The following is a 13,006-nucleotide window of genomic DNA, read 5'->3' as shown; positions in this document are numbered from 1 at the left end:
CTACTCCTTGATATACCAACCCCAGGGTTTAGAGCGGTCATAAGACGTGATTTGTTTGGTTTCGAGGTAGTTGTTCAGGCCCCAAACTCCCAGTTCCCGCCCGATGCCCGATTTTTTGTATCCGCCCCAAGGCGCTTCTGTGAAGGTCGGTTGCGAGCAGTTGATCCAGACAATGCCAGCCTGAAAGGCCCGGGCAACCCGCTCAGCGCGGTCGGTATCGGCGGACATGACGGCTGCGGCCAGACCGAATTCAGACGCATTGGCAAGCTCGACCGCTTCCTCTTCTGTGGTGAAGGAGCGGACACAGACCACTGGTCCAAATATCTCTTCATTCCATACATGCCCGTCCAGTGGCGCATCGGCAAAGATGGTGGGTTCAACATAGCAGCCCTGCTCGAACCCTTCGGGAACGCCACCGCCACAGACCAGCCGGGCACCCTCGGCCTTGCCCTTCTCGATCGCGGCCAGAATTTTCCCTTGCTGTACTTTGTTGACCTGCGGGCCTAGCAACACGCCATCCTCCAGCCCATGGCCAATCTTGATCTTGCCAGCCTCTTCAACCAGCCGAGACATCACCGCATCATAGATCGGAGCCTCGACCAGCACACGCGAGGTGGCCGAGCACACCTCACCCTGGTTCCAGAAGATACCAAACATGATCCACTCGACGGCTTCTTCGATGGGCGTATCTGCAAACACAATCAAAGGCGATTTGCCGCCCAGTTCCAGTGAGATGGTTTTCACATTCTGCGCCGCTGCCGCCATGATGCGCGATCCGGTTGGCACCGATCCGGTAAAAGCAAGCTTGTCCACATCCGGGTGTTCAGCCAGCCGCGCGCCTGCATCCGGGCCGAAACCGGTGACGATGTTCAATGCTCCGGCAGGCAGACCTGCCTTAAGTGCAATATCCCCAAGCTCAAGCGCTGTCAGCGGTGTGATCTCCGAGGGTTTAAGCACAACCGTACACCCTGCGGCCAACGCTGGGGCCACTTTCCACGAGGCCATCAGCATCGGAAAATTCCACGGGATGATCGCACCCGCCACCCCAATAGGTTCCTTCACAGCCTTTGAGGTGAACCCCTCCATGCCCAAAGGAATTTGTTCTTCGGCATTATTGTCCAGACGTTCCGCCAGATCCGCATAGAAGTGAAAGACTCCGGCCGTGTCTTCGATATCCCACACCGCCTCGGGTAGGGGTTTGCCGTTATCCATCACCTCCATCCGGGCCAGCTCATCCGTGCGCGCAGCGATTTCGTCGCCCATCTTGCGCAAAACAGTGGCGCGCTCGGCACCGCAAAGTTTTGGCCAGGGGCCGGTGTCAAAAGCCGTACGGGCCGCTTTGACCGCCGCGTCGACATCGGCTGGACCACCTTTGGCGACTTTGTGCACGACCACATTGTTCGATGGGTCCACCACGTCGAACACCTCGCCAGAGGCGGCAGCAACCCATTCGTTGTTGATAAACAGTTTGTCCCGCATGGCGTTTCCTTTACATATGCCGGGTGACGCCGCCGTCGACGCGCAGAGATTGACCGGTGATGTAGCTGCTGTCGTCACTCAGCAGAAACGCAGCCGCTTTGGCCTGTTCCTCGGCCCGAGCCAGACGGCCAAGGGCCGACATCTCGGCGAATTTATGCGGCAAGTCGAGGCTGTCGGTGAAACCGGGCAGCAGGCAGTTCATGCGGATATTGGCCGGGCCATACCGGTCCGAGAATTGCTTGGTAAAGCTGGAGACACCAACGCGGTAGACGCTGGAGGTCGGAAAGGTCAGAGATGGCTCAAATGCTGAAAAGGTTGTGATGTTGACGATTGAGCCACCACCCTGCGCCTCCATCACCGGCGCCAGCAGCTTCGCCATGCGGATGACCGGTTTCAGAACCATCTCATGGGCGCGATCCCAGTCCTCTTCCGGGATTTCAAGCAGATCTCCTTTAGGCGGGCCACCCACATGGATCAGGCAAGCGTCGATGCGCCCAAAGGTGGCCATGGCAAGGTCAAAGACCGCCTGCGTATCCTCTGCGTTTTCGGCCTTACCTCGGTGGGCAACGCTGCCCAGCTCCTGAGCCAGTAACTCGCAGGACTCCGATGGTGACATAAGCGCCAGATTGTATCCCCGCGCGTGCATTTCGCGCGCCGTGGCTGCGCCCATTCCGCGCCCACCGCCAATGATAAGACATATCTTTTCGGTCATGGTCCGCTCCTGTTTTCAAATTAAAATCGGTCGACCCTATAGGGGTGCAGATCGACATCGGGTATCTCTCCGGAAATGTGCTGCCCCATCAACCGGGCCGCAGTCGCAGCATAGGTCAGACCCAGATGTCCATGTCCCGTGGAATAGAACACCCCCGGCATCTTGCCTGAGGTTGACATCACCGGGATCGTATCCGGCAAGGCCGGCCGGTGTCCCATCCATTCGGATGTTTCATCAAGAGATAACCCCGGTAGCGCCAGACGTGCCCGCGCGACAGTGATCCTGGCGCGGCTATAATTGGGCGCGGCCTCAAGACCCGCCATCTCGACGGTTCCGCCAATACGAATTCCACCGGCAGTCGGGCTCACCATGAACGCCTTGGCAGGCCAGATGATCGAATGGCCCAGTGTGACCCCCGGAGACATGATCTGCGTGTGATAGCCACGCTCTGTCTCCAATGGCAGCGGTTCACCCAGCATTTTGGACAGACGGGCCGAAAAAGCCCCAGCACAGATGACCACATGTTTCGCACGCAAACGAGCGCCGTCACCAAGACACACGGTCTTTTCTTCGCCCGTTGCCTCAAACCCGATAACATCGCCCCGAACGATCTGTCCGCCCCTGGCTGCAATAATCTCAGCAAGCCGGGACACGATGTCGAACGGATTTCGAACAGTCCGGTTATCCGGCAACAGGACCGCTTTTTGAATGACCGGAGCAATGTCTGGCTCCAGTTCGCGCAACCGATTGCCGCCGATCACCTCATAATCGAAACCGTACCGGTCAAGCATATCCAGCCGCTCGCGATCTGCCTCAAACTCCTGATCATTGGCATAAAGTGACAAGCACCCGGCTTTGCTGACATCATCCGCAAGGCCGATTTCGGCCATCAGGGTCTGCATATCTGGCAATGCACGTTTGCACAACGCCGCTCCGTTCGCCTCCAACTGCCGCAGCCGCGATGGGAAACCAGCCCTGAAGAACCGTAGGAACCACGGGACAAGACGTGGAGCATAAGCCGGAGCCACGCGTATGGGTCCTTCGGGGTCCAAAAGCCAACGCGGTGTTTGCATCCAGACCGAAGGGCGCGACACCGGCATAAATTCGGTCACGGCGATCGAGGCCATATTGCCGAAAGACGCACCGTGTCCGGGCACCCCACGATCAATGAGGGCCACCCTGTGCCCCCGTTTCTGAAGCTCATAGCCAAGCGCAGCACCGATGATACCGGCGCCGATGATGGCAGTGTCAAACTGTTGTTCGGTCTGGGGCATCGCAGTTCGCAGACTTGATGGACGACCGGGCGCAAACGGCATGTAGCCAAGCGCACCCGGGAAGGGACTACCAGTTCAGGATCGGCTCCATCGCCGCGCGCATGTCTGCCTTTTCCTCATCCGTCAGCGGCCCAAGAGGTGCGCGACATTCGCCCATCGACAAACCCTGAAGTTCGCAGCCGTATTTGATCTTTTGAACGAACTTGCCGGACTCAAGGATATTCATGGCACGATAGAGCTTCTTCATCATCTCGCGCGCCGTGTTCAAATCCCCTGACCGATAGGCACGGTCCAGATCGCAGCAGGCCCGGGCCATGCAGTTCGACGGTCCGCAGATCCAGCTATCCGCGCCCCAGAACATGAAGTCTAACGCAATGTCGTCCGAACCCGAGATCAGCTGAATTTTGCCCTCATACCGGCTGGCAATGTCGACGGCGCGTTGCAACACACCCGAACTTTCCTTAATACCGATCACGCGTGGATTGTCGGCGAAATGATCCATGAGCTCAAAGCTGATATCCGCGCCATCCTTTGCCGGATAGCTGTAGAGAACCAGATTGACATCCACCTCCTCCAGTACGGTTTCATAATGCCGGATCAGTTCGTCCTGCGTCGGGCGTGTATAGAATGGCGGCGCAAGCAGCACGGTGTCATAGCCGATTTCCTTGGCCATCGCCGTTTGCGCGATCACCTCACGCGTTGCAGGGGCATTTGTTCCTGCGATCAGGATTTCGCCGTCGTTGGCAAAGTCTTTGACGAATTGCAGGACGGCTCGGCGTTCTTCATTACTCTGCGAGAAGTACTCACCAGTTGAACCATTTGGGGCCCAACCTGTGACGCCAGCCTCGCGGAGATGCGACAGCAGCTTTTCGAACGCGCCGAAATCGATCTTGCTATCGTCGCCAAACGGCGTCACCAGGGCTGGCATGATGCCAGAGAGTTTCACGTTGTAGCTCATTGGTCAGAGTCCTGTGATTTGTTGTAGTAGAGGTATCCACGCCGCTCGACGGTTGGAAACGCGTCGCCCCGACGGACATAGTTGGTGTTCTGGGTCAGGGGACGCGGTGTAAAATCCCAAATTTCCTCACGCCCTGTAGACAGTGCAGTGTCGATCAGCTTGCGGGCCACCTGGCTGGCCACGACGTCGTCCAGCAAAGTGTCCAGCGGCCAGGTCTCCTCGGCCAGTTGGGTTAGGCGTGCCTCGTCAGGATCGCCCTGCCCCGCGATGTTTGTCTGTTCCAGCGGGTCGTTGGACAGGTCATAGAATTGTGGCGGATAGGCGCGCGAGAGTATCAGTTTTTTCTCACCGTCGCGGATGCAGACACGCGGGGCTGACGTGCCGCCGTCGATATGTTCGGAAAAAACCGGACCGCACTGGGGCTCTCCGCGCAGCGCTGGCAACAGGCTGCGCCCGTCAAGCGGTGTCCTTATATCCTTGGCGGGCACGCCACTGATATCGAGGAGGGTTGGAAAGATATCCAACAGCGATACCGGGGCAGAAACGCGACCCGGAGCGTGTTCGGGATGGGCAATGATCAACGGTACCTGAATCGCGGGGTTGAACAGGGTTTTCTTAAACCACATCCCGCGCTCGCCGATCATGTCGCCGTGATCCGAGGCGAACATTACAACTGTGTTGTCTGCGTAGCCACTGTCCTCCAGCGCCTGCATCAGCCGACCGAACAGATCATCCACATATGAGATCATGCCGTAATACCCGCGCCGGGCATTGCGATAATCGGCATCGCTCAGTTCGCACTTGTCCTGACCATAGTGGTAGTAGAGCGATTGGCTGTGCGCGTCGCGCTGATCGACTGGGATATGTGGCACGCGTGGCGCGTCGATGTGTGCGTCATCGTACCTGTCCCAATAGTCTCGGGTAATCACATAAGGATCGTGCGGATGAGTCAGTGAAACCGTCATCATGAACGGGCGGTCATCGTCGCTGCGGGCTCGGGTGTAAAGCTCTCGCACCGCGTGGTGAACAACATCCTCGTCGTAGTCGATCTGCATCGAACGGGCGACCGGGCCTGCGTCGCGCACTGTGTCGATGGTCGAGACGCCAAAAGTATAGGCGCGTTCTTCATCCTTGTTGAAATCGCGGAAATCCGCATCCGGCGTCCAGGACATGTCGGCTGGGTAAATCTCGGTGGTCAACCGTTCCTCGAACCCGTGATACTGGTCCGGGCCCACGAAATGCATCTTGCCCGAGATGCAGGTATAGTAGCCGTTCAGCCGCAGATAGTGGGCGAAGGTCGGTGTGGACGCGGTGAATTCGGCCCCATTATCATAGGCCCCGATGCGCGACGGCAGCCGTCCGGCCATCATGCCGAAACGCGACGGTGCACATAAGGGATAGGGGCAATAGGCGTTCTCAAAAACCTTGCCACGCGCGGCAAGCGCGTCGATATTGGGCGTTTTGCAGACCGTTCCCCCATAGGCATTCAGCACGAACGAGGTCAATTGGTCGACCATGAACAGGATGATGTTTGGTTTCATGACGATCGTCCGCGCTGGGATTTCTGGGTTGCCACGTTATTGGCGACTAGATCTTTGTAGAGTTCTCGGATTTGCCGAGTGACCGGACCTGCGCCGCCTTCATCACCAATCGTTTTGCCATCGATTGAGGCTACAGGCGTCTGCGCCCCGAACGTGCCGGTCAGAAACGCCTCATCCGCGCCATAGGCCTCGTATACCGAGAAGTTTTTTTCAAAGGCCGGAATGTCATTCTGGCGGCACAGCGAGATGACCTTGGCGCGGGTTACACCGTTCATGCAGTAGTCCCCGGTCGATGTCCAAACTTCGCCTCGCCGGACGATAAAGAAATTGCAGGCGTTGGTGGTGTTCACAAACCCATGCGGGTCCAGCATCAGACCCTCATCCGCGCCGGCCTGCTCCGCCTGAAGACAGGCGATCACGCAATTGAGCTTGGAATGGCTATTGAACTTCGGGTCCTGGCTGGTCGGCAACCCCCGGACCTGCGGCACGGTGGCCAGCCGGATACCCTGCGATTGCAGACCCTCAGCGGGTTTGGAGTGTTCAATAATCGCAACAATCGTTGGGCCGAACCTGCTGAGGCCCGGGTGCTGAAACGGTTTCGCCTTGCGACCGCGTGTGATCATCAGACGGCAATGGGCGTCGGAGATCATGCCATTGGCCGCTGCCGTCTGATCCAGAATGCCCCGTATGTCCTCGGGGCCCATGCCGATATCGATCGAGACCGATTTGAGTGAATTGAAGAGTCGGTCCATATGTTCGTCGAAAAAGGCCCATTCGCCATCATACAATCGCAAACCTTCCCACATGCCATCGCCCAGCATGAAGCCGCTGTCATAAACAGAGACGCTGGCCTCTTCCTTGGGCACAAGCTCGCCATTTACGTAGATCTGAAGCGCATCATTGCGTGCGTCCACTTCGGCGTCGTGGGTGGATATGTCGTGAGAATCCATCGCCATGATCAGTGACCGAGGACCTGACCAAGAAAGGTTTTGGTGCGTTCGCTTTTAGGGTTCTCGAAAAACTCGCCAGGCGGGGCCTGTTCGATGATTTCGCCCTCCGCCATGAAGATCACCCGATCCGCCACCTGACGTGCGAATCCCATCTCATGCGTCACGCAGACCATGGTCATGCCCTCCTCGGCCAGTCCGACCATCACATCCAGCACCTCAGAAATCATCTCGGGATCCAGCGCCGAAGTCGGCTCGTCGAACAGCATGATCTCAGGCGCCATGCACAGGGCGCGGGCGATGGCCACGCGCTGCTGCTGGCCTCCCGAAAGCTCACCGGGATATTTGTGAGCCTGTTCTGGGATCTTGACCCGCTCCAGATAGGACATGGCAATTTGCTCGGCCTCTTCGCGGGACTTTTTGCGCACAAGCGTCGGAGCCAGCGTGCAGTTTTCAAGAATGGTCATGTGCGGGAACAGATTGAAGTTCTGAAATACCATTCCCGCCTCGCGCCGGATTTCGTCGATGTTGTCGACATTGTCATCCAGCGGAATGCCGTTAACTTCTATGGTCCCAGCCTGATGTTCTTCAAGCCGGTTGATGCAGCGGATCAGGGTGGATTTTCCCGACCCCGACGGGCCGCAAATGACCACTTTCTCACCCCGACCAACGTCAAGATCGATGTCCTTCAGCGCGTGAAAGCCGCCATAGAACTTGTTCATGGCACGGATCGAGATGGCTTGCTCAGACATGTGATTTCCTCCTCAACGGCTGCCAACGCTCATGCGGCGTTCCAGATAGGCGCCATAGCGGGACAGTGAGAACACGAAGACAAAGAAGATGAGGCCGACAAACACGTACATTTCGATCGTCGCAAAGCTCCAGTCGGCGGTACCAGCGGCGGCACGGCCCGAGGCCAAGATATCGAAGAAGCCGATAATGGTGACCAGCGAGGTTTCCTTGAACGTGATGACGAACTGGTTGATCGTCGGCGGCAATGCGTTGCGAAAGGCCTGCGGCAGCACGATGTACCCGATCCGGTGCCAGTAGCCCATGCCAAGCGCCTTGGCGGCCTCTTCCTGACCAGCCGGAATAGCCTGCATGCCGCCACGTATGATCTCGGCCTGATAGCAAGCAAAGAAAATCGCGTAGCCAACGATCACGCGGTACAGCTTGTCACCGATCGCCCAGCCCGGCAGCACGAATGGCAAGACGATGGCGAAGGTGAACATGATCGACAGCAGCGGCAAGGACCGGATGACGTCGATCACCAGCGCCATGGTTTTGGCGATCCAAGGCAGTTCAGACCTACGCAGCAGGGCAAAAACAATCGACAACGGCATGCCCATCAAGCAGACGGCGGAAAATATGAACACCGTCAGGGATAGCCCGCCCCAGTCACGCTCGACCACGGGTGTCAGGCCAAAGACACCACCGCGCATCAGAATGTAAAAGGCTCCGAACCCGGCGACCCACAAAATCGGCAGGCGCATTGCATTCCAGAACACCGGAACACAGGACAGGATCGCGACTACCAGCATGACGATACAGGCAAGCGCCGAGCGCCACTGTTCCTCGAACGGGTAGAGGCCGAACAGCACGATCCGCCAGCGCGTCGCAACAAAGGACCAGCAGGCCCCATGCTCGTGCGCGCGGCACTCCTCGTTCTTGCCATAGCCCCAGATCGCCTCGAGAACCGCCCAGTTGAAAAGGTTCCACAAAACCCAGGCCGTGAATGCTGCAAGAAGAACGGTGATCGCGCTATTCAGTGGGGTCGCAAAATAGTGTTTCTTGATCTTGCCGAACGCAGGCGTGTTTGGAATTGAAAGATCGGTCATCATTCAGATCCTCAGCTGCGTGCCCTTGAGCTTGATCGCATCATTCACGCGATTCAGAACCCAGGCCATCGAATAGTTGATGATCAGAAAACCACCCATCAGTATCGCGATCAGTTCCAGCGTCTGCCCCGACTGATTGATCGCAGTGCTTATCACCATGAAGAAGTCGGTGAAGCTGATAGCGATACCAATCGTAGTCGCCTTGAACAGCCAGACATACTGGTTGATCAGCGTTGGCATCACGATGCGGATGGCCAACGGAAGGCGAATGCGACTGAAGATGTACCACGAGGACAGACCTAGGGCGCGTCCAGCCTCGGACTGACCTTTCGGAATGGCATTGAAGCCGGCCCGAACGATTTCAGCAATGTAGGCTGCGCCGTAAATCGCGATGGCAATGAGACAGGCCATCAGTTCCGGTGAAACGCGGATTCCACCGCGGAAATTCAAACCGGCTGCTTCGGGAACACTTACCAAGGGCGTCTCGGGAATGCGCCCTAGCCACATCGCTGTAATGGCCGCAACCAGAGCCGCAGACCACAGCAGTTTTCTCTCCTTGCTGGCTTTTCGCAAATGCAAATCCGGCCAGCGCTTGGCCCCCAGCCACAGCGCTGCCGCAAACGCGGCGACGATGACCAGAACGGAGACAAAAACAGAAGCACCGGTTACATTGAGCCCCGGAATATAGATGCCGCGCCCTGTCAGGGCGATACCGCCCAGCATCGGTTCTGCATTTCGGGGGCTGGGCAGAGACAAAAGCAGCGTGTACCAGAACAACAGCTGCAGGATTAGGGGCGCATTACGGAACAGCTCGACAAATGTGGTGCCGACCAGCTCGGCCATTCCGTTGCCCGATGTCCGCATGACCCCTACCGCGACACCCATGATCGTGGCGATCGGCAGGGCAATAGCGCCAAGGAACAGGGAATTGAGGATTCCGACCAGAATTGCCCGCGCATAGGTCGAGTTCGTGCTGTAGTCGATCAGAGAAAAGCTGATACGCCAGCCTGTGGCCCGTTCAAGAAACCCGAACCCCGAAGTCATTCCCTGCGCCTCGAGATTGGCGCGGCCAACCAGCACCATGACAATCAGCATTGACGCAATTCCGCCTACAAATGCGAATTGCAGTCCGGTATCCCGGAACTTTCTGCTTTTGATGAGTGATTGCATCGGCTTATCCCCCAAGCGGCAACCTGACCTGAGCCGGGCGCAATCCAAAGGCTGCGCCCGGTAGGCATCGACGTATTAGTCGATGATCATCGGATAGAAGACACCGCCCGCGTTATAGAGATTGTTGATCCCACGCGGCAGGTTATAGGGAGAGCCAGATCCGATGTTGCGGTCGTAGATTTCGGCAAAGTTGCCGACCTCTTTGATCATGTTGTACGCCCAGTCATCCGACAGACCCAGGCGCGCACCATATCCCGGGTTTACTCCCAGAAATGTACCAACCGTCGCTGAAGGCGGGTTGGCGCGCATGTCGTCGATGTTCTCCGACGTGATTCCTTCCATTTCGGCGAACCACAGCGAGGACAGCATCCAGTTCTGGACGTCCAGCCAATCCGGGTCGCCTTCCGGGACAATGATGCCTTCCGCCTCCAGTGCGATCACATCCGGCAGGATGACATGAGCATCCGCGCCGTCCGGCGCATCGACACGCCCTGCGGCAAGGCTGGGCGCCCATTCGATAATACTGTCGCAGCGGCCCTCATAATAGGAATTGCGTAGTTCGTCGCCATTCTCGAAAGTCAGCAATTCGGCGTCGATCTGATGCGTGTCGAGATAAGTTGCAGTGGCGCGCTCGGTCGAAGTACCGGCAGCAACACAAATGGACCCTCCGGCCAGATCCGCCATCGTCTTGGCGCCGAGATCCGTGCGCGTCATTGCCTGAAACGCACCAATGAAATACGGGCGGCTATAGGCCAGGTTGAGCTCCGTGTCCCGGCTTTGGGTCCAACCGGACACCTTGATGACAACGTCAATGTCACCGGATTGCAGAGACGGCCAACGCTGGGCCCAGCTTATCGGAACAATCTCAAGGTTACCTTCGGACGTTCCAAACAGACCTGCCGCAAGTGCCTTGCACAAATCGATGTCCACACCGCGCCAGTTCCCCTGATCGTCAACCTCGGCAAATCCAAGAAACGAACCGTTGTGGCCGCTACACAGAAGCGAACCGCGTTCGAGGACTGTGTTCAGACGGCTGTCTTCAGCGACCTGCGCATGCGCCATCTGAGACGCAGCAACAACCGCCACCGCTGATGATGCAATAGCCTTGGCAAATTTCATTTTCACCTCCCTGTGTCGACATTTTGTCTGCATGATTTCTGTCGACACGATGGCGACATGTCAATAAAAACTTAGTCGAAGCCGAACTACTTGACCCAGGCACTTCATTAGGGACTAAGAAAAAATGGTTGATTCACAGCAACTTCCTCAACGGCACGCAAAGGGTCGTGGATCGAAGTTTGTCTATGGCGAACTCAAGAGGGAGATTCTGACACTCGAGCTAAAGCCGGGATCGCCACTGGATGAAACCAGCTTGTCGGAACGATTCGCCATGTCGCGCTCACCCGTGCGCGAAGCGCTGGTTCGGTTGTCCGCCGAAGGTTTGGTAGTGATGCTGTCGAACCGCTCAACTCTGGTTGCACCAATCGACTTTGAAGGCTTTCCCCGCTATGTCGAAGCCCTGGATTTTCTACAGCGGATCAACACGCGTCTGGCGGCGCAAAACCGGACCGAGGACGAAATCCAGAATATGACGAAAAAGGCCCAGGCCTTTGATCGCGCCTGCGCCGAAAACAACTATCTAGAGATGTCGGCGACGAACTACGACTTTCACATGGTGATCGCCACAGCAGGTAGAAACCCTTACCTCGGACGTGCCTATGGTCAGCTTCTTTCGGAAGGACGGCGCATATTGCACATGCATTTTGATTATCTAGCGGAATCGGCGACCGAACATCTTCTGAGCCCGGATCACTACGACATGATTGACGCTATTCGCGACAGGGATGTGCCGGAGGCTGATAGACTGGCCCACGCCCACACGAGGCATTTCCACGACCGGTTTGTTATGTTCATGAGCGCCAATTATAGCGAAGACTTTGACTTTGATCTTTCCACGCGCAAAGGATCGATGGGTTCCGGCACCTAAATTGGGCACTGTCGCAAAAGTATTGAGCAAGCCGAACTTTTTCAGCGATCTTACAAGGATTGGTTTGGTGCTTAGTCACGGCATCTTGTGGAGCGGATTCTGCAAATGTGGGCGAAGCTGATCGGGGGTGTTATCCAAAGGCAAGAGTGGTTGCCATTGGAAGACAACGACAATCGCATACTCCCTCAAGATAAAATTGGTTGATGGCATCTTGTCGCTACCGTCTGCCGCTTACTCTAAATCGCGACAGCCTTTGGTTTAAACTCAAGCTCCGAGTTCAGTATTGTGCTGAAAGCCTGCGACCACCGTATTTCTGCTTTGACGGCATGCATAGACAAGTCGCTCCAGCGACGACGTGGTCCCAAAGCCCCTATCCGATTCCAAAGAATTTATCACACCATCAAACTCTGGGAACAAGCACCTAGGAATAGGAACAAAGTTTCGAAGTCGTGAGCTTGGCTTTGACCAAAGCTTCGGCAAAGGTAACGGCACAGGCAACGCCATCGACAACGGGTAGTTTGAATTCTTCCGATAGGTGCGCCATGAGGTCGGTCATTCCCGCACAGCCCAAAACAATTGCTTCCGCTCTATCCTCCTCAATTGCGGCGCGAATTTCGACCCTTATTTTGTCGATGGTCGCCGGATCGTTTTCCTCAAGCTTCAGAACCGGTACATCCGATGCCCGAACCCGAACACATCTGCGATCCAAACCGTAGCGCAGCAAATTTGCTTCCAATCCTGCGAGAGACCGGGACAAGGTTGTAATTACACTGAATTTTGGGCTTATCATGGAGGCCGCGTGGTAGGCCGCTTCCCCGACGCCGATGACCGGCGCCGAAGTTATACAGCGCACAGCGTCGACTCCGGTGTCGTCGAAACACGCCACAACAATGGCGTCCACGTCCGGGTGTGCCTTCACCACATCCAGCAGACCCGGAACGCAGGTCGAAACATCCAGATACCCCTGAATACTGGCCGGGCCATCTTGCGAGTTCACTGCTATGATCTCGGTCTCGGGATGTGCACAAGCGTGCGCCGCTTTCGCAATCTTACGGGTCATGGAACTTGTAGTGTTGGGATTGACGACCAGCAGTTTCACA

12 protein-coding genes are annotated in these 13,006 nt (G+C 56.8%); 1 reads left to right on the top strand and 11 read right to left on the bottom strand.

The annotated features are described in order from the left end of the window. The 10 genes from AC2FLZ_RS03935 to AC2FLZ_RS03890 all read right to left on the bottom strand — a co-directional run bounded on the left by AC2FLZ_RS03935 (window position 1) and on the right by AC2FLZ_RS03890 (window position 11,038). On the bottom strand, window positions 1-1,479 hold the full coding sequence (locus tag AC2FLZ_RS03935) for an aldehyde dehydrogenase family protein (protein ID WP_496881831.1): 1,479 nt from the start codon (window positions 1,477-1,479) through the stop codon (window positions 1-3). 10 nt (window positions 1,480-1,489) lie between these two features. Further along, window positions 1,490-2,191 (bottom strand): SDR family oxidoreductase, encoded by a 702-nt coding sequence (locus AC2FLZ_RS03930; RefSeq protein WP_480623383.1) that lies wholly within the window; start codon window positions 2,189-2,191, stop codon window positions 1,490-1,492. A gap of 20 nt (window positions 2,192-2,211) precedes the next feature. Continuing rightward, on the bottom strand, window positions 2,212-3,465 hold the full coding sequence (locus AC2FLZ_RS03925) for an NAD(P)/FAD-dependent oxidoreductase (RefSeq protein ID WP_496881830.1): 1,254 nt from the start codon (window positions 3,463-3,465) through the stop codon (window positions 2,212-2,214). A 67-nt stretch (window positions 3,466-3,532) separates the two neighbouring features. Beyond that, a complete protein-coding gene (gene dapA, locus AC2FLZ_RS03920; RefSeq protein WP_496881829.1) occupies window positions 3,533-4,423 on the bottom strand; it encodes a 4-hydroxy-tetrahydrodipicolinate synthase in 891 nt (296 codons plus the stop codon). Continuing rightward, on the bottom strand, window positions 4,420-5,964 hold the full coding sequence (betC, locus tag AC2FLZ_RS03915) for a choline-sulfatase (RefSeq protein WP_496881828.1): 1,545 nt from the start codon (window positions 5,962-5,964) through the stop codon (window positions 4,420-4,422). Before betC ends, dapA begins: the two co-directional genes overlap by 4 nt. Next, a complete protein-coding gene (locus AC2FLZ_RS03910; protein ID WP_496881865.1) occupies window positions 5,961-6,914 on the bottom strand; it encodes an aminotransferase class IV in 954 nt (317 codons plus the stop codon). The genes betC and AC2FLZ_RS03910 overlap by 4 nt, the downstream gene beginning before the upstream one ends. A gap of 8 nt (window positions 6,915-6,922) precedes the next feature. Then, on the bottom strand, window positions 6,923-7,663 hold the full coding sequence (locus tag AC2FLZ_RS03905; protein ID WP_496881827.1) for an amino acid ABC transporter ATP-binding protein: 741 nt from the start codon (window positions 7,661-7,663) through the stop codon (window positions 6,923-6,925). A gap of 12 nt (window positions 7,664-7,675) precedes the next feature. Beyond that, the gene (locus tag AC2FLZ_RS03900; RefSeq protein WP_496881826.1) at window positions 7,676-8,749 is read right to left on the bottom strand and encodes an amino acid ABC transporter permease; all 1,074 of its coding nucleotides are present in this window, start codon (window positions 8,747-8,749) and stop codon (window positions 7,676-7,678) included. A 3-nt stretch (window positions 8,750-8,752) separates the two neighbouring features. Further along, the gene (locus AC2FLZ_RS03895) at window positions 8,753-9,919 is read right to left on the bottom strand and encodes an amino acid ABC transporter permease (protein ID WP_480477874.1); all 1,167 of its coding nucleotides are present in this window, start codon (window positions 9,917-9,919) and stop codon (window positions 8,753-8,755) included. A 75-nt stretch (window positions 9,920-9,994) separates the two neighbouring features. Next, window positions 9,995-11,038: a transporter substrate-binding domain-containing protein gene (locus AC2FLZ_RS03890; RefSeq protein WP_480623377.1), complete on the bottom strand. Its 1,044-nt coding sequence runs from the start codon at window positions 11,036-11,038 to the stop codon at window positions 9,995-9,997. A gap of 124 nt (window positions 11,039-11,162) precedes the next feature. Here AC2FLZ_RS03890 and AC2FLZ_RS03885 point away from each other — a divergent pair, with 124 nt between their 5' ends. After that, window positions 11,163-11,906: a GntR family transcriptional regulator gene (locus AC2FLZ_RS03885; RefSeq protein WP_496881825.1), complete on the top strand. Its 744-nt coding sequence runs from the start codon at window positions 11,163-11,165 to the stop codon at window positions 11,904-11,906. Between the two features lie 421 nt (window positions 11,907-12,327). On the opposite strand, the gene AC2FLZ_RS03880 is transcribed toward AC2FLZ_RS03885, so the two are convergent. Beyond that, window positions 12,328-13,005, bottom strand: coding sequence for an aspartate/glutamate racemase family protein (locus tag AC2FLZ_RS03880; protein WP_480477880.1), 678 nt, complete (start codon window positions 13,003-13,005; stop codon window positions 12,328-12,330). Window position 13,006: the final 1 nt, after the last annotated feature.

This window comes from Ruegeria sp. YKSF131 (assembly GCF_059612645.1).
Note: the sequence above shows the minus strand (reverse complement) of the source record. Positions and strands in the feature narration are given on the sequence as shown.